Annotated in this window: 18 protein-coding genes; 3 read left to right on the forward strand and 15 right to left on the reverse strand. The window is 43.1% G+C overall.

Features of this window, described 5'->3' with window-relative positions; genetic code table 11:
• Positions 1–4: 4 nt before the first annotated feature.
• The 6 genes from def to pflB form a co-directional block, all read right to left on the reverse strand.
• Positions 5–583: a peptide deformylase gene (gene def, locus ACKI39_RS00330; RefSeq protein ID WP_318691129.1), complete on the reverse strand. Its 579-nt coding sequence runs from the start codon at positions 581–583 to the stop codon at positions 5–7.
• A gap of 18 nt (positions 584–601) precedes the next feature.
• The gene (gene hisD / locus ACKI39_RS00335) at positions 602–1912 is read right to left on the reverse strand and encodes a histidinol dehydrogenase (protein ID WP_407396512.1); all 1311 of its coding nucleotides are present in this window, start codon (positions 1910–1912) and stop codon (positions 602–604) included.
• A 125-nt stretch (positions 1913–2037) separates the two neighbouring features.
• Positions 2038–3189 carry a peptidase T gene (gene pepT, locus ACKI39_RS00340; protein ID WP_407396514.1) on the reverse strand — a complete coding sequence of 384 codons (1152 nt, stop codon included), beginning with the start codon at positions 3187–3189 and terminating at the stop codon, positions 2038–2040.
• A gap of 71 nt (positions 3190–3260) precedes the next feature.
• Positions 3261–4064: an HD-GYP domain-containing protein gene (locus tag ACKI39_RS00345; RefSeq protein ID WP_407396516.1), complete on the reverse strand. Its 804-nt coding sequence runs from the start codon at positions 4062–4064 to the stop codon at positions 3261–3263.
• 18 nt (positions 4065–4082) lie between these two features.
• Positions 4083–4826, reverse strand: coding sequence for a pyruvate formate-lyase-activating protein (gene pflA, locus ACKI39_RS00350; protein WP_407396518.1), 744 nt, complete (start codon positions 4824–4826; stop codon positions 4083–4085).
• 103 nt (positions 4827–4929) lie between these two features.
• Positions 4930–7242, reverse strand: a complete 2313-nt coding sequence (gene pflB, locus ACKI39_RS00355; RefSeq protein ID WP_407396520.1) for a formate C-acetyltransferase — start codon at positions 7240–7242, stop codon at positions 4930–4932.
• Between the two features lie 230 nt (positions 7243–7472).
• Here pflB and rnhA point away from each other — a divergent pair, with 230 nt between their 5' ends.
• Positions 7473–7922, forward strand: coding sequence for a ribonuclease HI (gene rnhA / locus ACKI39_RS00360; RefSeq protein ID WP_407396522.1), 450 nt, complete (start codon positions 7473–7475; stop codon positions 7920–7922).
• Between the two features lie 94 nt (positions 7923–8016).
• The gene (locus ACKI39_RS00365; protein ID WP_407396524.1) at positions 8017–9771 is read left to right on the forward strand and encodes an EAL domain-containing protein; all 1755 of its coding nucleotides are present in this window, start codon (positions 8017–8019) and stop codon (positions 9769–9771) included.
• Positions 9772–9782: 11 nt separating this feature from the next.
• Here the strand turns inward: ACKI39_RS00365 and ACKI39_RS00370 are convergent, their stop codons facing one another.
• From ACKI39_RS00370 to ACKI39_RS00410, 9 genes are all read right to left on the reverse strand, one after another.
• Entirely contained in the window at positions 9783–10397 is a 615-nt protein-coding gene (locus ACKI39_RS00370; protein WP_407396526.1) for an energy transducer TonB, read from the reverse strand.
• Positions 10394–10798: an ExbD/TolR family protein gene (locus ACKI39_RS00375; protein ID WP_407396528.1), complete on the reverse strand. Its 405-nt coding sequence runs from the start codon at positions 10796–10798 to the stop codon at positions 10394–10396. Before ACKI39_RS00375 ends, ACKI39_RS00370 begins: the two co-directional genes overlap by 4 nt.
• A complete protein-coding gene (locus tag ACKI39_RS00380) occupies positions 10795–11199 on the reverse strand; it encodes an ExbD/TolR family protein (RefSeq protein WP_407396530.1) in 405 nt (134 codons plus the stop codon). Before ACKI39_RS00380 ends, ACKI39_RS00375 begins: the two co-directional genes overlap by 4 nt.
• On the reverse strand, positions 11192–11818 hold the full coding sequence (locus ACKI39_RS00385) for a MotA/TolQ/ExbB proton channel family protein (RefSeq protein ID WP_407396532.1): 627 nt from the start codon (positions 11816–11818) through the stop codon (positions 11192–11194). Before ACKI39_RS00385 ends, ACKI39_RS00380 begins: the two co-directional genes overlap by 8 nt.
• A 10-nt stretch (positions 11819–11828) precedes the next feature.
• Positions 11829–14369: a TonB-dependent receptor plug domain-containing protein gene (locus ACKI39_RS00390; protein ID WP_407396534.1), complete on the reverse strand. Its 2541-nt coding sequence runs from the start codon at positions 14367–14369 to the stop codon at positions 11829–11831.
• A 70-nt stretch (positions 14370–14439) separates the two neighbouring features.
• Complete coding sequence (locus ACKI39_RS00395; protein WP_407396536.1) at positions 14440–14724, reverse strand: PG0541 family transporter-associated protein; 285 nt, start codon at positions 14722–14724, stop codon at positions 14440–14442.
• A complete protein-coding gene (locus ACKI39_RS00400; protein ID WP_407396538.1) occupies positions 14721–17807 on the reverse strand; it encodes an efflux RND transporter permease subunit in 3087 nt (1028 codons plus the stop codon). Before ACKI39_RS00400 ends, ACKI39_RS00395 begins: the two co-directional genes overlap by 4 nt.
• 3 nt (positions 17808–17810) lie before the next feature.
• Positions 17811–18764 (reverse strand): efflux RND transporter periplasmic adaptor subunit, encoded by a 954-nt coding sequence (locus ACKI39_RS00405; protein WP_407396540.1) that lies wholly within the window; start codon positions 18762–18764, stop codon positions 17811–17813.
• Positions 18761–20041, reverse strand: a complete 1281-nt coding sequence (locus ACKI39_RS00410) for a TolC family protein (RefSeq protein ID WP_407396542.1) — start codon at positions 20039–20041, stop codon at positions 18761–18763. The genes ACKI39_RS00405 and ACKI39_RS00410 overlap by 4 nt, the downstream gene beginning before the upstream one ends.
• A 109-nt stretch (positions 20042–20150) precedes the next feature.
• On the opposite strand from ACKI39_RS00410, the gene ACKI39_RS00415 reads away from it, so the two are divergent.
• A complete protein-coding gene (locus ACKI39_RS00415; RefSeq protein ID WP_407396544.1) occupies positions 20151–21455 on the forward strand; it encodes a hypothetical protein in 1305 nt (434 codons plus the stop codon).
• Positions 21456–22103: the final 648 nt, after the last annotated feature.

The following is a 22103-nucleotide window of genomic DNA, read 5'->3' on the forward strand; positions in this document are numbered from 1 at the left end:
TTACCTACTTATTTTTTTTGGCTTCTCTTGCAGCCTTCTTTGCTTCAATGCTACGCTGCTTTGCTTCTTTTGCCGCTGCTTTTTTTGCGGCTCTTTCTGCACGGCGCTGCATTGTTTCAATTACTTCCTGCTTATATGCTTCATCACCGTGGTCGATATAAAGGATTCCGTCAAGGTGATCGTTTTCATGCTGAATGCATCTTGCAAGAAGTCCATCAGCATCATTGATTACAAAAGGCTTTCCGTTTTCATCAAGAGCACTTACAGAAACTTTTACAGGACGAACAATGTCTTCTGAAAATCCAGGAAGAGAAAGACAACCTTCCTCGTATGAAGAAGTTTCAGAAGAAGTCTTGATGATTTCAGGATTGATGAAAACACGCTTTACATCGTCACCAACATCGATGACAAAAAAGCGCTTTGCAATTCCAACCTGAGGAGCAGCAAGACCGACTCCGTTGGCACTTACCATTGTCTCAAACATCTCTTCAAAAAGAGCACGCATTTCATCGTTGATTTCTTCAGGCTTTACTGGTTCGCATTTCTGTCTGAGTATTTCTTCACCAAGCTTTGTAATTCTCATCTATCTAACTTCCTTAATTTACAATCTGAATCTTGCGGCTCTTGCATGTCCTGCAAGTCCTTCTGCATCACCAAGAATTCCTGCTGCCTTTGCAGAATTTGCAGGACCTTCCTTTGCAGCATCAGTACGCAAAGTTGTAACAGTCTTTAAGAATACACGAACGCTCAAACCACCAGTAAATCTTGCGCTGCCACTTGTAGGCAATGTGTGGTTCAATCCTGCTGCATAGTCACCGAATACTTCCGCTGCACCGTGGCCGATGAAAAGTGAACCGTAATTGTGAACAAGGCTTTCAATTTTGTCACGAACAGCACCTGCTTCCATTGCAAGCTCAAGATGTTCTGGAGCCTTTCTGTTTGCAAGCTCGGCTGCTTCTTCAAGGGAAGAACAAACTATGATTCTTCCGTAGCTGTCGATGCTCTGACGGGCAATCTTTGCAGTCTCAAGAGTTTCAAGCTGCTTTTCAATTTCTTCAGAAACACGCTTTGCAAGGTTTTCATCAGTAAGGGCAAGGACGGGCTGAGCTACAATGTCGTGTTCTGCCTGAGCAAGCAGATCTGCTGCAACCCATTCAGGATTTGCACTTTCATCTGCAATGATGAAAACTTCTGTAGGACCTGCAACCATATCGATGCCAACAGTTCCGTAAACAAGTTTCTTTGCTTCCGCAACGAATTTATTTCCAGGTCCAACGATTACATCTACTGCAGGAATTGATTCTGTTCCAAATGCCATTGCTCCGATAGCCTGAGAACCACCGCAGGCAAAAGCTTTTGTAACACCGCAGATGTAGGCAGCAGCCATGATGTTTTCATCGGCATAAGCCTTATCTTCTCCAGACGGATGTTTTCTTGGAGGAGTACAGAGAATGATTTCCTTTACGCCCGCAGCAACGGCAGGAGCAACCGTCATAACCATTGTAGAAACCAATGGGAATCTACCCGCAGGAACATAAACACCTGCACGGTCAACGGCAATATTTTTCTGTCCTGTAAAAAGTCCAGGTTCAAGTTCAACTTCAAAGTCATCAAAGGATTCACGCTGTTTTTTTGCAAAACGAACTGCAAGGTCACGGCTGTAGCAAAGAGCATGATAGAGATCAGGATTTTCTTTCTGCATTTTTTCCGCAGCAGCCTTAAGTTCTGCCTGAGGAATTTCCAATGCAGATGGTGAGGCAACATCAAACTGCTTTGAGTATTTTTGTACGGCTGCATCACCGTTTGCACGCACATCATTCAAAACATCGCGGACAACATCGATAGAAGAACCAAAGTCTCTGCCGCCAAAAAATGCGTTTTCAATTTCTGATGCTTTCTGAATTCTGATCATCTTGAAGACCCCATTTTAAAATAAAAAAAGAACACCCAGAAAAGCCTGGATATTCTTTTATTTTACCAAAAATAATGGATGTTTACAATTAAAGGACTTATATACAGTCCAGCATATTTCCCGGTCTACGCCTTTACAAGATTGATTAAAACTTCAGCCGCTTTTTCCATTTCATTCAGGCTAGCCCATTCGTCACGGCTGTGGAAATTGTGACCGCCCGTAAAGATGTTTGGAGTTGGAATTCCCATTTCTGTAAGGCGGCTTCCGTCAGTTCCACCGCGGATAGGAACAAATTTTGGTTCTATTCCTGCAGCCTTATATGCGGCGACAAGATTTGAGACAACCTCTGGGGCTTCATCCATCTTTTCCTTCATGTTGAGATACTGCTGGGTATGGGTAACCTTTACCATTCCCCCAAAAGATGCAGCCGTACTGCGGGCAAGCATTTCAACTATTTCACGGCGGTTTTCCATTTCCTTAAGATCAAAATCCCTTAGGAAAAGAACAACCTTTGCTTTTTCTATGGAACCTTCAATGCTCATGGGTGCATAGAATCCCTGATATCCGTCTGTAGTTTCAGGACGCTCGCCATGAGGAAGGCTGTTAAGGAAAGCGGCTGCCATACTTGCGGCATTCACCATCACACCGCGGGCAGTTCCCGTATGACAGGCAACACCTGTAAATTCAATTTCAGATTTCCAGGCATTAAAGCATTCAACCTCAAGCTCTCCAAGAGAGCCACCATCCACAGTATATGCACACTTTGATTTCAAAAGTTCAAGAGGAACCTTGTCCATGCCGTGACCAGTTTCTTCATCAGGACTGAAGATAACTTCAATGCCGCAATGCTTTGCTTCAGGATGATCTACATAGTATTCAATGGTTGTCATGATTTCAGCAACGCCAGCCTTGTCATCTGCACCAAGTAAAGTATTTCCGTCTGTGCGGATTATTACATCACCGTCTTCTTCTGAAATCTGTGGATTAACATTGAGGCCGCTGACCTCATCGACTGTATCAATGTGCGCAAGAAGACAGATGCTTTTTTCACTTCCGTTGTTTGCAGGAAGAAAACCATAGGTATAGCAATATTCAGTTGTCTGAACATTCTGCAAGCCAAGATTTTTAAGTTCTTCGCACAAAACCTTTGCCATTTCAAACTGCTGCGGTGTACTTGGCATCACGCCTTCGTCAGCCTTAACACTGTCACTCTGGCTATAGGTTCTGACATATTTGATAAAACGCTCAAGGAGCTTGTCTTTAATTTCTGAATTCATGGTTCAAATGATAAACCATTTTCGCGGATTACGGTAGTGCAATTGCATTCAATTCAGGCAGAGAAAATTCATCAGACGATTTTTTGAATTTCCTTCAGGTAGCTTTCTGCATACCAGTATGAACTTTCATTGAGTATCTTCAAGGCTTCATCCCTTTGGAAAACCTTTCTGTAGGATCTTTTGCTTGTAAGGGAGACAAAGGTTTCTGAAACACGGATCATCTGGGCTATCTTTGGAATTTCTTCATCATGAAGGCCTTCAGGATAACCACTGCCGTTGTAGTTTTCGTGATGGAACATGGCCGCATCAAAAAAGACAGAACGTATATCCTCTGGAACAAAAAGAAGATGCTCATAGCTATTCATGATGTGGGCGCGCAAAAGCTTTCTTTCCTTTGCAGAAAGAACCTCAGTATGAAAGTAAACTGCATTCACATCGAGAAAGCCTACGTCATAGACCATGGCGGCACAGGTATAGAGAATTGAAGTCTCCTTGTCCAATCCAAGGTCGCAGCACATTTTCCATATAATCTGACTTACGCTTTTTGAATTGTTTTTTCTGTTGGTGTGAAAATCAATTTTTGCGCCAAGTATAACACATTGGAGGATAAGGTCACGAAGCATCTTTTTTCTTGCATCATCCGCATCCAGTTTTTCAATGCTGTTGAGCGCATCAAGATTCTTGATGTAGCGTTCGGACTTATGCCTGATGTAGAACCTTACAACCACATAGGACAAAACAAAAATTCCCAGGAAGGAGAACACAGCAATGCTGAAATATTTGAAGATAGTGATGAATGTGGAAACAGGAACACCAGGAAAAAGATCCATCAAAAACGGAAGGACTTCCCTGGCTATCTCATCTTTCTCGCTCATTGGCAATTCCAGACTGCACTAGTTGCGCCAGGCGTCATATTTTTCGCACTCAAGGATTTCCTTCGCCTTCTTTACGCTTTCGGCACTAGGGCTTTCAAGATCCTTGAGCTCATATTCAATTCCAAGATCCTTATACTTTACTGCACCAAGACCATGATATGGAAGAACTTCAACACGCTGAACGTTTGAAAGGGTGCGGATGAAGTCGCGGGTCTTGATAAGGTATTCTTCCTTGTCTGTAATTCCAGGAACAAGAACGTGGCGGATCCAGATCGGCTTTTTGATTTCATCAAGGTAGGCAAACATCTCGCGGATGTTCTTTCCGCTCTGCCCCGTAAGCTTTACATGCTCGTCTTCATCTATGTGCTTGATGTCCATAAGAAGAATGTCAGTCACATCCATAAGCTTCTGGAATTTTTCAAACCACTCTCCTTCCTTTTTGAAAGGTGCACCGCTTGTATCGATGCAGGTGTTGATTCCACGCTGCTTTGCCTTTGTAAAAAGTTCAAGAAGAAAATCCAGCTGGAACAAGGGCTCGCCACCGCTTACGGTAATTCCGCCTTTGCTGCCCCAGTAGCTCTTGCAGCTTTCAGCCTCATCAAGAAGCTGGTCTGCAGTGTAATCCTTTCCGTCGGCAAGGTTCCATGAGTCAGGATTGTGGCAATACTTGCAGCGGAGCGGACAACCTGCAAAAAAGATGATGAAACGAACGCCTGGTCCGTCTACGCTGCCGAATGATTCAAGCTGAAATACTTTACCCATGGTAAGACCTCCGTTTTATAAGTATAAATAAAAAACAAAACCCTGGCAAATGAACAAGTCATAAGCCAGGGTTAATTATGCATTATGAATTATGCATTATGAATTACAAAGAAGCATGGCATGTACGAGCGATAACGTCGTCCTGCTGTTCCTTTGTAAGGTTGATGAAGCGTACTGCATAACCTGAAACGCGAACTGTGAAGTTTGCATATTCTGGCTTTTCAGGATGAGCCTGGCAGTCCTTGAGCTTTTCAACACCGAATACGTTAACGTTAAGGTGATGTGGTCCCTTAGAGAAGTAACCGTCAAGAACGTTAACAAGGTTTTCAACTCTTTCAGCTTCATCGTGTCCGAGAGCAGAAGGGTTGATTGTCTGTGTGTTAGAGATACCATCAAGAGCGTACTTGTATGGAACCTTAGCAACAGAGTTGAGGGACTTTACGAGACCCTTTGTTTCTGCACCGTAAGATGGGTTAGCACCTGGTGAGAATGGTTCTCCAGCCTTGCGTCCGTCTGGCAATGAACCTGTAGCCTTTCCGTATACAACGTTTGATGTGATTGTAAGGATAGATGTAGAAGGTTCTGCATTGCGGTATGTTGGGTGCTTTGCAATCTTTGCCATGAATGTCTTGAGGAGCCATACTGCAATTTCGTCAGCTCTGTCGTCATCCTGACCGTAGCGTGGGAAGTCGCCTTCGATAACGAAGTCCTTTGCCATATCCTTTGCTACACCGATAACTTCACCAGTCTTCTTATTCTTGATTTCAACATCTTCACGGATAACCTTAACCTTTGCGTATTTGATAGCACAAAGTGAGTCAACAACGTGAGAGAAACCTGCGATACCAGTTGCAAATGTTCTCTTAACGTTTGTGTCTTCGAGAGCAAGTTCAGCTGCTTCGTAGTAGTACTTATCGTGCATGTAGTGGATTGCGTTCAATGTGTTTACATAGAGGTCAGCAAGCCATTCAAGCATTGCGTCGTACTTGCGTACAACTTCATTGTAGTCAAGGTATTCAGATGTGATTGGTGCCATTTCTGGTCCAACCTGTGCACCTGGTGTAAGACCTGCTGCTTCGTCGCGTCCACCGTTGATGGCGTAAAGAAGAGCCTTAGCAAGGTTAGCGCGAGCACCGAAGAACTGCATTTCCTTACCTGTCTGTGTTGCAGAAACACAACAGCAGATTGAGTAGTCATCACCCCAGATTGGGCGCATGAGTTCGTCGTTTTCGTACTGGATAGAAGATGTATCGATAGAAATCTTTGCACAGTAGTCGCGGAAAATCTTTGGAAGTCTCTTTGAGTAGAGAACTGTCATGTTTGGCTCTGGAGAAGGAGACATGTTTTCGAGTGTGTGGAGGAAGCGGTAGTCGTTCTTTGTTACCATGTGGCGACCATCCTGTCCAAGTCCACCAACTTCGAGTGTTGCCCATACTGGGTCACCAGAGAAGAGCTGGTTGTAAGAAGCGATACGAGCAAAGCGTACCATGCGGAACTTCATTACCATGTGGTCAACAAGTTCCTGTGCCTTTGTTTCGTCGAGGATTCCCTTCTTGATATCGCGTTCGATGTAGATGTCGAGGAATGTAGAGATACGTCCTACAGACATTGCAGCACCGTTCTGTGTCTTGATTGCAGCAAGGTATCCGAAGTAGAGCCACTGGAATGCTTCCTTAGCTGTTGTAGCAGGCTTAGAAATATCGAATCCGTAAGCTGCTGCCATTTCCTTCATCTGCTTGAGGCACTTGATCTGTTCAGAAACTTCTTCGCGGAGGCGGATAACTTCTTCAGTCATTGTTCCGTTTCCAACGCTAGCCTTGTCAGCTTCCTTTGCCTTGATGAGGTAATCGATACCGTAAAGTGCTACACGGCGGTAGTCACCAACGATACGTCCGCGTCCGTATGTATCAGGCAAACCTGTCAAAAGGTGTGCTGAACGAGCCTTGCGGATCTCTGGAGTGTATACATCAAATACAGCGTCGTTGTGTGTCTTGTGGTACTTTGTGAAGATTTCCTTGAGCTTTGGAGAAACTTCATATCCGTACATTTCGCATGACTGAACAGCCATGTTGATTCCACCATAAGGCATGAAAGCGCGCTTGAGAGGCTTGTCTGTCTGGAGACCTACAACCTGTTCAAGATTCTTTCCTTCTGCGCAGATGTATCCTGGTTCATGTGCTGTGATACCTGTAACAACATCTGTGTCCATATCAAGAACACCGTTCTTGTCGTGTTCTGCCTTCTGGAGCTTCATAAGTTCATTGAAGAGCTTTGTTGTAGCTTCTGTTGGTCCTGCCAGGAACTTTGCATCACCATCATAAGGTGTGTAGTTAGCCTGGATAAAGTCGCGAACGTTAACTTCGCTTGTCCACAAACCGTCAGGATTAAATCCTTCCCATTCTGGTCTCATTTCCATAGTTAAAACCTCTTTGTATTTGTTGGCCGCAAAAATCTACGGCAAGAATCTCTGCGAAGATTATAATCTATAGAAAAGAACTTTTCAATAAATTATAGCCAGTCTTGTAATAATTATTTTTGTAATCATTACAATTATGAATATATTACAATAATTCTCATTTGTCAACGGCAATTCATAATTCATAATTATTAATTCCTAATTCTTAATTAATATACTATACTTTTTCTATGGAAAATTTAGTTATTTACACAGACGGTGGATGTTCGGGAAACCCAGGACCTGGTGGATGGGGAACAGTAATCATAGACGGAACAAAAATCACAAAGCTTTCAGGCGGAGAAAGGCAGACCACAAACAACCGCATGGAACTTAGCGCCGCAATAAACGCACTGGACGCAGTTGTTAAAAACACAGACTGGAGAAACCGACATGTGGAAGTATACAGCGACAGCCAGTATGTAAAGAACGGCATCACCTCATGGATAAAGAACTGGAAGAAAAACGGATGGAAGACAGCCGCAAAAAAACCTGTACTGAACCAGGACCTATGGATTGCACTGGACAACCTTTACAACCAGCTGGACATCGAATGGAAATGGGTAAAGGGACACGCAGGCGTTGAATACAATGAAATCTGCGACCAGCTTTGCCGTATGGAAATGGACAAATTCCAATAATTCAGCCTAAAACAAAAAAAATATAAAAACTCATAATTCAGTGTTTTTAATTCCATTGTTGTGTTATCCTTGATATTAGGAAGGATTGCAGGCAATGGAACAAACCTACAATAACGACAGCATAGAATCTCTCAAGAAGCAACTGTTTTATGAATCCCAGTACCGTAAGGCGATCATTTCCGATGCAATCTGCTATTATGATGCAAACCTTACTAAGGATCTCATAGAAAAAGAAGTTTTTTATATTGATGAAGAAGGAAAGCTTTACCCTTCCCTTAAACTGGTGGATCTTAAAGCTCCATGCAAATTTTCTGAATTCATCGATAGATGGGTAAAGAAATTCATAGATCCAGATTACGCAAGCAAGCACAAGGTGTTTTTCAACACAAAGGACTTCCTCATAGAATCCTTCAAAAATGGGAAAAAGGATTACATAATAGACTACTGGTACACCAATGACAAAGGAAAGGAGCTCTTCCTCAGCCAGAGATTTTTTCTTACCCAGAACGAAGACGGCGACATATGTACCCTGGCAGTCCTCAACAACACAACCCATGCAAAAAAGATCGAGGAGCAGCAGCACAAGGACGAACTTGAACATTATGCCTATTACGACCCGATCACGAACGGATACAATTACATCAAGTTCCAGAAAAAATTGACGGAACTGGGAACTCCAGGATCAATCATCTCCATTGACATCCACGCCTTTAAGATCATCAACACCATCTGTGGAATTGGAACAGGCGACAAAGTCATAAAGGCAATATGGAACAGAATCGAAGAAGTGTTCGACTATTCCCGCGGAGAACTTGCCGCCCACATCAATGCAGACCAGTTCATCATTTTCTGCCCTACCGTAGATCAGAAAGAAATCATACCGAAACTTAAGGCAATATCCTACGCTCTCAACCTCATATCTGCAGATCTTTCCGTACCTCAGATGAAGCCGTATTTCGGAATCTCGTCATGGAATCCCAACAAGAAAATCGAAATGGCATACAGCGAGGCAGTCACGGCAAAGAACAACGCAAAGAAACTTCAGAAGTCGGAATATGCTTTCTTTGAAGAAAAGGATATGGACAGCCTGGTGCACGACGAAAGCATCATAGACGGTTTTGAGGATGCCCTTGCGCAGAATGAATTCAACATCTGGTACCAGCCTAAATACAATCCTGAATCCCACACGATGATCGGAGCCGAGGCGCTGGTCAGATGGATAAGGAATGGAAAATCATTCACTTCTCCAAGCGAGTTCATTCCTATCTTTGAGAACAACGGTTTGATAAAAAACTTTGACCAATATATATTCAGGAAAGTGTGCGAACAGCAGAAGAAATGGCTAGACGAAGGAAAGAAGGTAGTTCCAGTTTCCATAAACCTGTCGCGCATCAGTCTGTATTACAAGGACATCGTCAGCATATATACCCACATCGTTGACACCATCGGCATCGACAAAAAATTGATTCCAATTGAAATAACTGAGACCGCGGCTGTCACCAACAGTTCGATCATGGACATTGCAGAATCCTTCATCAAGGCAGGATTTGTGCTTCATATGGATGACTTTGGTTCAGGCTATTCTTCCCTGTCGACATTGAACACCATGCAGTTTGAAACATGGAAGCTTGATAAAAGCCTGATTGATTTCATCGGAAACTATGGCGGTGAACGGCTCATCGTCCATATGGTCCAGCTGGCAAAAGAGCTTGGAATACATATAACTGCCGAAGGCGTTGAAACAAAAGAACAGACAGAATTCCTTTTAGGAATCGGATGCGACAGCATTCAAGGATATTTCTATTCAAAACCTCTGCCTCTCAAAGACTTCGAAGCATTCCTTGACTAGGCAAGCAGGCCTCATTTCTTTATCGCAAACCTGACAGGATATCTGAATCTTACCGCTACATTCTGTCCATTTGCCGTAGCTGGAATGCATCCTAAACCTTCGATGGCTTTTAGCGCGGCATCCGCAAAACCGTGTCCTGGATCTTTTAAGACAACAGTCTTTCTGATGGTTCCATTCTGATCGATGTACAGTTCAAGATATACCACACCTTCAATACCCTCCTGCAATGCCATCGAAGGATACACTATACGCGATAGGATTTTATCAGTCGGAATGACAGGAATGCTTGAAATCTTGTGCTGCGGTAAAAAATCCGCATCGTTCATCTCCGCCATGGTCGTATCAGGGATTTCCTGGATATTTTCTTCCGTCTCTACGATCTGTTCTGCAGATTTTGACTGCTGTGTCATAACAATGACTTTTTCCTGCACAGGTGGAGGTGGCGCATATTCCATTACATCAACGAGCTTGAACATGGTCGAATCAAAATCAGAAAGCTCATATTTTGTTTCTTCAGGGCCAGCCTTTACAAAATGAAACAAAATGACATAGACAGCACAGACAATGACAATGCTTGCAAGTCTAACATACGATGGAATTTTTTCTTTATTGATATGCAATGTCATCTGCTACTCTCCTGGACAACAAAACTAACGACACGATGCTGCAGTCTTTGCAGAATCTGAACTACACCATCAACATGCTCATAGGGAGTATTTTTATCTGCTATCAAATGGATTCTTACTCCAGGATTGGCAAGTACGGCTGATGCGATTTTCTGCTCAAGGCTTTGACATGACTGTCTTTCACCGTCCACAAAAATTTCGCCTTCGACAGTGATCCAGATCTCAAAGTTTTTTTCAGCCTGAGTCTTTTCTATTTTCAACGCTTCAGAATATTCAATATGCTGTTCATGCCGCTGATTCATCAAGGATATGAGCATGATAAAAATCAAAAGCAAAAACCCAATGTCCGACATTGATGATGTCGTGATGGAACAGCTTCTGCGCTTTCGGATTATATTCATTGCTGTGTCTCCATTCTGAATGAAAAATTCTCGACGCCACAAAGACGGACCGAATGGATCACATCGATGACACGCTGATAAGGACACTGTGGAGAAACAAGCAGCAGAAACGTCATATTAGGAAAGGACTGCTTCATTGCAAAAATCTTTTCTTCAAGGGCAGATGGATCCATAACCTCATTCTTTACGGATATACTTCCATCAGAAAGAAGAACGCAGGTCATAAGGTCCTGGCTGTTTACTACACGAGGCTTTTCCTTTTCTGGAAGATTAAGAAGAAATCCCTTGTTTACATTGAACCCTGCAATCACGATGAAGAACACAATAAGAAGAAATGAAAGATCGTTGAGAGAACCGCTGCTTCCTGCATCTTCAATTCCACGGCGACATCGTCTAATCATTTTCCCTTTCCTTGAGCAGAATTGGAACAAGATCATTTACTGCCTTTGAAATTTCTGCGGCGAAATTATCGACACGCTGTACCAAAAGGTTGTATCCAATGGAAGCAATGATGGCAATGATCAGACCAAAGACCGTTGTTATCAAGGCTTCGTAAATTCCACCTGCTACAAGCTGGGCATTTACATCGGTTGCACTGGCAATGCTTTTAAAGGCGCCGATCATTCCGCTGACCGTTCCGAGAAAACCTGTCAAAGGAGCAAGGGACGCAAGGGCTGTAAGATAGTTGAATCCACTTTCCATCCTGCGTATCCTTTCCTGCGCCTCGCCTTCCGCAGCGCGTTCCATTCTGTTTTCACCGAACGCAGAATTTTCAAGCAATGCAAGAAAAACAGTAGCCGCAGTTTTTTTTCTTGTGCACTGCTTGAGCATGTTCTCAGCATCCCTTTTTCTGTTGTCCTTGAGAAAATTCTTTATTTCCTTTGCGAGTCCATCAACCTTGCAGTCATGCCAGAACAGATAAACGCAGCGTTCGATTATAAGCGCAAAAGTCGCAATGCTGAACATAAGCAGGATCCACATGAATGGACCACCCAGATTAAACATTTCCAAAAGATTCATTTTATAACTCCTATATACTCAATCTGTAGCCAAGTGAAATCATCGGGATTCCAATGCTGAAATTGACATCACTGCTTTCAGGTTTTCCCGTTGTCTGATTGAATCTGTCCGATCCCTTTGGCGAATATAGATTCAGGAAGATATCCTCGGCTCCCAGATACCACTCCCACTTCCACTTAGGATGATTCTTGAATGTTCCCGTATGGGCAATCCTTATGTCCACAGGACAGCTGATATCCGTCCTCAAGGTATCGCTGTAGAAATGGCTTCTTGTATAGCGCTGCATCACGGTTCCATCAGGAGCAATCGCAGCATAGCAGTATTTGTCGCCATCTGTTCTTGGTGTTCCAGTCGCCAAAGTTCCTTTAAGTGTGAAAGTCCAACTTGGAACAGGCTTGTAGTTTACAATTAGATTCATCGTGTTGAACCTGTGGAACTGTGGATAATACCATTCATCCAGAGGATCACCCCGTGTAGTTTCCTGATACTTGTATTCAGCCTTAGTAGGATTCATATACCTTGCATAGATGTAAGAATATGTAAGATATCCATTCCATTTTTCTCCTACGCTTTTCTGTGCCATAAGATCAAATCCTGCAGTATACCCCTTTCCGTCAGTGTATGACCTTGTGATTACATCCACTGGATTTCTTTCGTCATTGACGACATACAGCCTATTCAGGTACTGCTTGTAATATCCTTCAAGCGAAAATTTCCATCCGTCTTCAAGATCAAGCTCTGCTCCAAGAACGGAAAACACAGCCCTATCCATCCTCGTCTTGTCTTCCACCAGAATTCTTTCCGAAACCATGGAAGCATCAAATGGAACTGCAGAAAACAAACCTGCCCCTGTCGTAAAAACAACTTTTTCTATTTTTCCACATACCCTTACTGGAACATAATGAACAGTCACCCTAGGATTGATATCTACAGGTGAATTAATATCAACTCCCTTGCCCGTAATCTTCATGTGGTCAAGTCTTACTCCTACCTCTCCTTTCAAAAGGCTATCGTCGTTTCCATATTTCCAGATTGCAAAAGAAGAGGTATTCCATGTCTTGTTGTTTTCTGACTTGGAAGAAAATTTAACAGGACGATACAAGGGACTTGGACCTCCAAAATCATGCTCAAGCCACATGTCTGCATCCATCTCAACTGAACCGAATGCAAGGACTTCTTCTGCTCCAAATTTGAATCTGTTGAATTCATCCATCCTTATTTCCGTGTCGAGCTTTCCCTGAAGCTGATGGTTGTTGACTTTCTCTGTGTAGCTGTTGCTTGTATTCAGATTGTATCCACCACCGCTTGCAACTTTCCCAGGATACACTGCGCTGTATTTCTCAACAAAATCCTGATTGTATTTTATGAAACCGCTTTCCTTTGTATTCATGGAAAGATCTTCCTTCATCATGCTCCAGGCAAAACGTCCATTGACCTGGACATCATCGTTCACCATCCATTTTGCATCAAAACCTGTAAAAGCCTGATAAAGATCATATTTCATCAATCCCGTCGAAATCACTTCATCTTTACTTTCAACATTGTCTTCATTCATATCAAGGCCTATTCCATCGCTGCCAAAGAAACCATTGAAAGTAAAAGTTATTTTATCCGTCGGTTCATAGAAAGCCTTGGTATAAAAATCCCTGATGTAAGGAGGTTTTTCAATCATGTCCGTCTGGCTTCCTTTGAAAACATGACGATAGGTTCCGATCAAAGTTTCAAGATAGGTTACCTTCGCACCAAAGACCACTCCAGCTTTTTTACTGATAGGAGCTGAAAGGAACAATGAAGATGAAATGTAATTCAAATCAAAGGTAAAATGCACCTGGTCATCAGGCATCACGCTGTTAACCTCTAGAAGACCAGAGACAGCACGACCATATTCTGCAGAAAAAACTCCATTGTTAAGCTTTGTGCTTTCTACGAAATTGGGATTGAAAATTGAATATGCACCGCCCCAGTGCCAAGGAAACATTATGTATACGCCATCAAAGGCATACGCCATCTCCCTTGGATAACCGCCGCGCACGCTTGGTTCGCTGTTCCATTGGCCGCCAAAAGTCATACCAGGCATCGTACCGACACTGGACATCACATCTTCCACGAGGCCGCTTCTCGCAGTTGTGTCCATCTGTTCCTTGGTCATTACGACTGAAACTCCTGACTGCTGGCTGCTTTTTTGCGCAGCACGGGCAACAATAAGCTCCTTGCCTTCAAGGAAATTGCTTATGGTCATCAGAATTTTGATTTCATTTTCACCAGATTCTATATGTTGGATTGACTGTGCATAGCCAGGAAACTGGCAGACGATGTTCCCCTGTTCAAAACCGTCATCAAGTTCAAGGACTGCAGTTCCCTCAAAATCCGTTTCAGCTGTAAGGGAACGGTTTTCATTAAGGAAAATTTTTGCACCTTCAAGTGGAAGGTCAAGTTCACCATCAAGAACCGTGATCCTGACCTGTTCTGCATGTGCCGCCACAATGATCACACAGCCTAAAAGATAGCAAAGAATTCTACATCTGATACTTTTTGCATAAAAACTACTCATGGGAAAACTATATCATCGAAAATACTCCAGTTTTTCCACATGGCAAAATTTGCGTTATTTATGGTAAATTTTACAGATCGGCTTTGACGGCAAACATCTTGATTCCTTCGCCCGAAAATTTTTCTTTTATCGCCGCAATGACCTTTTTTGCCGTTTCGAAATCTTCATCCTCGATATAGCTGATCATTGCAAAGTTGGTTTCAGGCCAGGTAGCGGTTCCGAGTTTTCTATTCTCGCCTCCTCTACCAAGTACCAATGGAATTATGGTGTAATAAAAATTCTTTATGTTCCTTTCCATTGCCTTTTCAATGTCTTCCTGAACTGACTTGTTTGAAATTATTTCTATCCTGATCATACGACGATTCCTTCTTCTTTCCTCTTACGGCTTTTCATCACATAACTGTAAAGAACTGGGATAAAAAACAAAGTGATGAAGGTTGAACTTACAAGACCACCGACAACGGCAATACCGATAGGCTGAACCATACCTGCGCTTCCACTTGAAGCAAAGCACATTGGAATCATTCCAAGGATTGTTGTAAGTGTGGTCATAAGAACTGGGCGCAGACGGCTTACACCTGCTTCATAACAGGCATCAAGCATCGGACGTCCACGCTCACGCAAAAGATTAGTGTAGTCAACAAGAATGATACCATTGTTAACGACGATACCGACAAGCATGATCAGACCAACAGCACTCATCAAGCTGAACGCCTGTCCTGTAATCTTATAGATCAGAATCACGCCGATGACCATGAACGGAATCGTAAATATGTTTATGATCGGAGCCTTAAAGCTTTCATAGGTTGCCGCCATGACACCGAAAACAAGGATGATGGCCATGAGGATGATTGTTCCGTAAACCTTTCCCTGCTTTGCCATTTCTGTCCAGCTGCCTTCATAGCTTACTGAAACTCCTTCAGGAACAATGAAAGTCTTTGCACATTCTTCCTTGATTCTTTTTTCCACGATGTTTGCATTTTCATCATTGAGGATATTTGCCGTAACATGCACAAGCCTGTTTCTGTTTTCATGCTTGATGGAAACAGGACCAAGACCTTTGTTTACACTTGCGATGTTCGAAAGTGCCACCAATCCTCTTGAACCGCTCACATAAATCTGTTCAAGGTCCATCACCTTCTGTCTGTCTTCAGGCCTCAACATTACAAGAACACTGTAATCTTCGCCGTTATCACGGAATGTTGTTGCCGTAACGCCTTCGATGGAAGCCTTGATTTCATTAGCAACCGTATTGATGTTCACTCCAAAGTTATAGGCACGCTGTCTGTCTACTTCAATCTGAACCTGCGGCAAACCTTCTTCAGTATCAACGCTTGGCTCACCGATCTCTCCCATGGTTGCCATTACATCTGAAATTTCCTTGGCAACATCCATTGCCTTTGTCAGGCTCTGACTTCTGACAACAATATCGATGTCGGCACCTGTCATCTGCTGGCGTCTACCCTGTCCAAAACTGAATTCAACATCAGTAAAATCTCCAAAGTGTGCCCTGAGTTTCTTCTGGATTGCAACATCATTGTCTATCTGTCTGTCACTTGGAGGCAACTGAATCTGAATCTGTCCGGTATATGAAGTTGCATTTCGTGACCCGGAACCGATGGAAGTAATGATGTTTTTATATCCTTTGATTTCGTTCATTACAATCTGCTCAAACTGAAGAACCATATCCGTAGTCTCTTCAAGGCTGGTACCAGTAGGAAGCACCATCTTTACCGTAACACTGTCATCATGTCCACCCGTCATCATCTGGATTTTCAAAGTAGGAACAAAGATGAGGGAAATTGCAAGAGCGCTCACACAGGCAACGACAGAAGTGATCCTATGCCTCAATGCCGCTTTCAAGGCTCTGCCGTAAAGTTTTTCAATAAAACCTTGTGCCGCTCCAAACATTCCATAAAGAAACTTGAACAATGGTGAAGTTACAGGTTTTTCCTTTCTGTTGGTAAGAGGCAGAAAATGGCCTGCAAGAACGGGAACAAGGAAAATGGCAACGAACAATGAAGAGACCAATGAAATAACGATCGTAAAGATAATGCCCTTGAACATCTGTCCCATGAAACCAAGATCCTTCATAAAGAAAAGGAAAGGAATGAATACGCATATTGTCGTAAGGTTTCCAGAGACAACGGAAACGATCATTTCCTGACTGCCAAGGACAGCCGCAACATGTGCCTTTGTTCCACGAATTCTGTAGGAATAGATATTGTCGATCATGACGACTGAAGCATCTACTATCATGCCGACACCAAGGATAAGACCAGTCATGGTCATCATGTTCAATGTGATTCCACACATGTTCATCGAAAGCAAAGTGATGATGATGCTGAGTGGAATCGAAACTGCAATTATGATCGTAGATTTTATCGAGCAGAGGAAAACAAAGAGAATTATGATTGCAAGAACAAGACCTTGCCAGGCACTGTCCAAAAGGGTTTTCAGCGTATCACGGATACTGTCAGTATCATCGCGAATGATTTCCATCGTAATGTCCGCAGGAAGAACATCCTTAAGGCTGTTCATCTTTTCATACACGGCATTGGCGACATTGACTGAATTTTCTCCAGACTGCTTTGTAACGGAAACATAGACACCAGGTTCTCCATTGATGTAGACTTCGCTGGAAGCATCCCTATAGCCCATGAAAACCCGTCCAAGATCGCAGAGCTTTACATCATATCCATTCTTTGTCGTAATCACGGTGTTGCTGATTTCATCGATGCTTTTATATTCACCTGTGGTACGTACTGAATAATCCTTTGAATCCTCCGTGATCTGTCCACCGCCAATTTCAATATTCTGCCTGCCAAGACTTGATGAAACCTGAGTCAAAGTAAGTCCGTATGCCTGAAGCCTATTCTGATCAATTTCAACCCTTACGATCTTAGCGCGTCCACCGCTGGAACTTGCTTCACCGACACCATCTGCCTGCTCAAGGACATCAACGATATAGTCATCGGCAATCTGCTTAAGATCGTCTGCGCTTCTGTTGCCGCGTACTGCAATGCGAAGTATAGGCCAGCTGTTTGCATCCATCTTGAAGACATTAGGCTGTACATCATCTGGAAGTCGGCTGGTTATTCGGCTCAATTTTGTGCGCACATCATTTGCCGCGATTTCCAGATCCGTACCGTAGTTGAATTCAAGACTTACCTGGCTTCTGCCTTCCATCGAAGTTGAATTGATTGACTTAAGTCCGCTGAGACTGACCAGGGCATCCTCCAGAACTTTAGTCACGCTTTTTTCAACCGACTCAGGCCCCGCGTTGGTATAGGTTGCAGACACGGTAAGATAAGGCATGTCGATATCTGGCATGAGGGAAAGAGCCGTTTTCTTCATTGTAAAAAGCCCCGTCAACCCAAGAAGAGTAAACACCATCAAGAGCAGAATCGGGTGCTGCATTGTCTTTTCGCTGATCATTTTCTATTTTCCGATAATTCTAACTTTTGCACCATCGGTCAGAATTCCCATACCTTGAATTACGACTTCCTGACCTTCTTCAATTCCATCTACCTGGACAAGATTATCGACAGCCTTTCCAAGCACAACTTCTTTTTTTACCGCCGTCTGTCCATCTTCAGAAATCACAAAGACATAGCTGTGCTTACCTTTCGTAACGATACAGCTCAAGGGCACAGCAATCTTTCCCTTGTAATCAACGGTGAACAAAATGACCTTGGCAAACATACCCGCATTGATTCTCTTATCCTTGCTGTCAAAATCAAGAACCACTTCCTTTGTGCGACTTGTCTGATCGACAACAGGAGAAACCCTTGAAACCGTTGCATTAAATATCTCATCGCCATAGGCTTCAAGATTTACCTTTGCCTTAAGCCCAGGCTTGATATCCGCGACATAACGTTCAACAACCTTCACTTTTAGCTGGAGGTTCGAGACATCACCGATTGTAGTTATCACACTTTGTGTCGTAACCTTTGTTCCAGGATCTACAACACTTGCAATGATCGTTCCGCTTACTGGTGCTAGAACCTTACTGTGGGTAAAGTAACTTCCAGGCTGGCTTGGATCTATTTCAGCAATCACATCTCCTTTCTTTACTATGCTGCCAAGACTCACATAGTTTCTGTAAAGGCTTCCACCGATATCTGGGAATACTGCAACACTGCTCTTGCTTTCTATTTCCCCATTGGTGTTTACATAGTCATGAAGAACTTCTTTTTTAGCATTCATTGTCTTTACCGTGACAACAGTTTCCGTCTTCATTCCCCCAGGCCCAAATCCTTTGCCACCTGCACCTGGACCACCTTTTGCAGGAGATTTCTTTACATACAGAAAAGCTGCTGCAACTGCCAGCAGACAGAACACGGTTACAACAATGCTCTTAACGCTTATCGTTTTTTTCTCATCTTCAATCATTTTATATCTCCAAGCAAAGAGCCGTATTCAAGCCCCCATTTATTTTCAAGTTCAAATACAGTCGCAATCAAGGTGTTTGCTTCAGAAACCAAGCTCACCCGGGAAGAAAGAAGATTGTCCTGAGCCGCCTGCAAAGTAAGCAGATCCCTTATACCATGATTGTATGCTTCATAAGTCATGTTATAATTTGTCTCCGCAAGGTCGATGCCGTTTTTCCTTACCTTGATGTTCTTTATGCACTGGTTGATTTTTTTTACAAGGATGTCACTTTCAATCTGAAAATTTACCCTTTCATTTACAAGCTTAAGCCCAAGGCTTTCTATGTTATCCTTCTGTGCCTCGATCTGAACTGAATTCCTTGACCATGGAAGCAGTCCATCCAAAGGTATGGTTGCACCGATCCTTAAAGATCCTCCATCACTGATCTTGTTGAATCCATTTGCGTCATAGGTATTTGTATAGCTGTAACCTGCACTTAGACTTGGTGAATAAGCGCCGAACCTCAACGCCAGAAGACTATTTTTTGCCGATTCCAACTGCTTCTCAAGGCTTGAAATGGAAGAAGATTTTGGGTCTATTCCATCAACATTGATTTTTTCAACATCATAAAGATTCCTGAAGTCACCTGTAAATTCCAATTCTGAACCCAAACCTATCCCTAGCACCAGCTTGAACTGCTCTATGGAATTATCGAGGGCCATTTTTTTCTGCTCAACATCCAGCTCTGTGTTCTGACAGTTTATCTGGGCACTAAGAACATCAACCTTGCTCAGCATTCCCCTGTTGAACTTTTCCTTGTTTGCCTCGTATTGCTTCCTTTTTGTATCAAGATTCTTCCTGCTTAAATTCAAGTTCTCCTGACCGTAAAGAATATTGTAGTATGACTTGTATACCGCAAGCTGGATGTCCTTTACAGCCTGCTCATAGGTGATCTTCTGCTGCTCAAGAGCTATTTCCGCACCCTTGATCTGGGTGTAAAGCGAAGTAGTTAAATTTGCAGAAACGCTTGCACCAAGGCTTACGGAATCCCTGCTGCCTTCTTTGGATGGAAGTGTTGAACTATAGTTTGCGCTCACGCTTGCACTGGGACCAATACCGTTCCAGGAATATTTTTTTTCCCTCTGCCTGGTCTTTAATCCTATTGAACTTTGCTTAAGTGAGCTGTTGTTTTCCATTGCGAGTTCAACTGATTTTTGTGGAGTAAGAACTATTTTTTCCGCAGATGCCACCCCAAACATCAAGAAAGACACCATGGCGGCAAGAAACTTTTTTCCCATAAACATACCAATCATATTATCGGAAACCTTAGGACAATACAAAATAAAATCCGTTATAAGTTGATTAGAGTTTTTTAAGAAATCGGTGTCTTTTTAAGGAGGCTAAGAGATGAAAAAGACTCTTATCGCAGTAGCTGCAGCAGCAGCATTGACAACATCTGCTTTCGCAGAATTATCTTTCGGAACATGGACAAATTCCATCTTTACACCAGTTGCTAACGATGGTCTCAACACAGTTTCAAACATGGGAATGTCTTGGGGCGGAACAGCACGTACTGGTGCTATCGACTTCCACTTCAAGTCAGAAGACGAGTTGGCAGGTATGGATTTCTCTTACCGTACACAGGCAAACAACACTCCAGCAGCTGGTGACTACTCACAGATCTGGGTAAAGCCAATCGACGTATTGACATTGTCTTACGGTAAGTACGACAACAACACACTCCGTGGAGACATCTGCTACGGTGCATGGAACTGGCTCCGCCCAACAAGTGCATGGATAGAAGGTGACGAAGGTCTCTTGATGTCTGGAAACGGAAAGACTGGTGTACAGGTTGAAGTAACTCCAGTTGATGGTCTTTACATCCAGGCAGTTCTTCCTGTAGATGATAAAACAACAGAAACAGCTGATGTATTCAAGAACATGCAGGCTGGTTTTGCTTACAACATCGAAGGTGTTGGTAAGATCAAGGCACAGTTGATTCTTAAGAACACAGCAAAGAAAGAAGCAGTTGCAGCAGCAGCAGCTAAGTGGGTTGACAAGGATGGCGAGACAGTTGCAGATCCAGCAGACTTTACTGCAGCAGAAGCTATCAAGGCAGCTGGTGGTAAGTATGTAGCAGCTGTAGCTGCAGCAGAAGCACAGGATGCTTACCTCGACAAGGCAATCGAAGCAGAATTCGACCTTACATCAGTAGAAAACCTCTGGGTAGGTGTTGGCTTCAAGATGACAATGATCGACAAGATGGAAGATCGTAAGCTCCAGAAATCTGACAAGATGAAGATCGCCCTCGGTGCAACATACCAGGTTAGCGACGAACTCAAGGTATCTGCTTCAGGTGCTTACTTCATGTACCAGAAGTCAGGAAAAGAAGGTGCAGATCCTCGCTTCCAGGCTGGTGCTGGTGTTGACTACAACCTCGGCGACGGCATGAACCTTTCAGCAGATGTTCGCTACCTCTCAAAGGCTAAGGTTGCTGACAAGGAAGTTGAAAAGTCTGACCACATTGCATTCTCTGTAGGCGTAACAAAGGGAATCGGTTCTAACGCAATGATCGGTGCAGCATTCCAGGGAACAACAAACAGCGGTAACCTTGGTGGAATCGAAGCAAACGGCTCAATTAAAGCCGATCAGACTAAAAAGAACGACAAGCTCGTATGGGCAGTACCTGTACGCGTTTCAATGTGGTTCTAATCCAACCCGAAAGATATGCTTAGACAGATCATGAAAATGGTCTAGCGAAGCAGGCCCCTGGCTCATCCCCAGGGGTTTTCTTATTTTAAACATCTCAATATTAAACCTGACAATTAATTACAGATTCAGGCATTCCAGCGTCAAGTGTAAAAAGCATGCTAAAAAGCATTCCCATTTCTTTTAAGGAATCTGACCTTTTTTGATACCAGAAAACAAGAATCATGAAAAACAATGAAAATAAATGACAGCATCAGGTAAATACGAAAGATAGAAAAGCGAGATACAAAAGGCTTGTTTATAAAAAAGGATTTTCCAGAAAATTCTAGGAATTCAGGACTGCAAGTCCGGAGTATGATGTCCAAATTCAGAACAAAAAGAACTAAAGATGAAGGGCTGTCCCAAAAGTAATTATGCCAGCGGTCATTGCATATGGCAATGGAACTTCCATAAAGTCTCCTGTCGAAATGACAAGACCATTAAATATGGTGGTTTCGACATAAGCCCTGACAGATGCGTGGGGCGCAGCGTAACGCTCAACCACCGAAAAATATACTTATTGGACAGTCATTTTTATTTGCTACCAACTGTCTACGGATTGGTCTTAGAAATCTCCTCGACTTCATCTAGGGGCAGTCCCGTGCACTTTGC

Origin of the sequence: Treponema sp., assembly GCF_045641405.1 — a bacterium.
Classification (GTDB): Bacteria; Spirochaetota; Spirochaetia; order Treponematales; family Treponemataceae; genus Treponema_D.

What these genes read in the sequence shown, in the direction of transcription:
- ACKI39_RS00395 (WP_407396536.1), bottom strand. Translation starts at nt 14,724, where the DNA reads ATGATCAGGATAGAAATAATTTCAAACAAGTCAGTTCAGGAAGACATT.
- ACKI39_RS00370 (WP_407396526.1), bottom strand. Translation starts at nt 10,397, where the DNA reads ATGACATTGCATATCAATAAAGAAAAAATTCCATCGTATGTTAGACTT.
- rnhA (WP_407396522.1), top strand. Translation starts at nt 7,473, where the DNA reads ATGGAAAATTTAGTTATTTACACAGACGGTGGATGTTCGGGAAACCCA.
- def (WP_318691129.1), bottom strand. Translation starts at nt 583, where the DNA reads ATGAGAATTACAAAGCTTGGTGAAGAAATACTCAGACAGAAATGCGAA.
- ACKI39_RS00345 (WP_407396516.1), bottom strand. Translation starts at nt 4,064, where the DNA reads ATGAGCGAGAAAGATGAGATAGCCAGGGAAGTCCTTCCGTTTTTGATG.
- ACKI39_RS00410 (WP_407396542.1), bottom strand. Translation starts at nt 20,041, where the DNA reads ATGGGAAAAAAGTTTCTTGCCGCCATGGTGTCTTTCTTGATGTTTGGG.
- ACKI39_RS00390 (WP_407396534.1), bottom strand. Translation starts at nt 14,369, where the DNA reads ATGAGTAGTTTTTATGCAAAAAGTATCAGATGTAGAATTCTTTGCTAT.
- ACKI39_RS00400 (WP_407396538.1), bottom strand. Translation starts at nt 17,807, where the DNA reads ATGATCAGCGAAAAGACAATGCAGCACCCGATTCTGCTCTTGATGGTG.
- ACKI39_RS00415 (WP_407396544.1), top strand. Translation starts at nt 20,151, where the DNA reads ATGAAAAAGACTCTTATCGCAGTAGCTGCAGCAGCAGCATTGACAACA.
- ACKI39_RS00380 (WP_407396530.1), bottom strand. Translation starts at nt 11,199, where the DNA reads ATGATTAGACGATGTCGCCGTGGAATTGAAGATGCAGGAAGCAGCGGT.
- hisD (WP_407396512.1), bottom strand. Translation starts at nt 1,912, where the DNA reads ATGATCAGAATTCAGAAAGCATCAGAAATTGAAAACGCATTTTTTGGC.
- ACKI39_RS00405 (WP_407396540.1), bottom strand. Translation starts at nt 18,764, where the DNA reads ATGATTGAAGATGAGAAAAAAACGATAAGCGTTAAGAGCATTGTTGTA.
- pflA (WP_407396518.1), bottom strand. Translation starts at nt 4,826, where the DNA reads ATGGGTAAAGTATTTCAGCTTGAATCATTCGGCAGCGTAGACGGACCA.
- ACKI39_RS00365 (WP_407396524.1), top strand. Translation starts at nt 8,017, where the DNA reads ATGGAACAAACCTACAATAACGACAGCATAGAATCTCTCAAGAAGCAA.
- pepT (WP_407396514.1), bottom strand. Translation starts at nt 3,189, where the DNA reads ATGAATTCAGAAATTAAAGACAAGCTCCTTGAGCGTTTTATCAAATAT.
- ACKI39_RS00375 (WP_407396528.1), bottom strand. Translation starts at nt 10,798, where the DNA reads ATGAATATAATCCGAAAGCGCAGAAGCTGTTCCATCACGACATCATCA.
- ACKI39_RS00385 (WP_407396532.1), bottom strand. Translation starts at nt 11,818, where the DNA reads ATGAATCTTTTGGAAATGTTTAATCTGGGTGGTCCATTCATGTGGATC.
- pflB (WP_407396520.1), bottom strand. Translation starts at nt 7,242, where the DNA reads ATGGAAATGAGACCAGAATGGGAAGGATTTAATCCTGACGGTTTGTGG.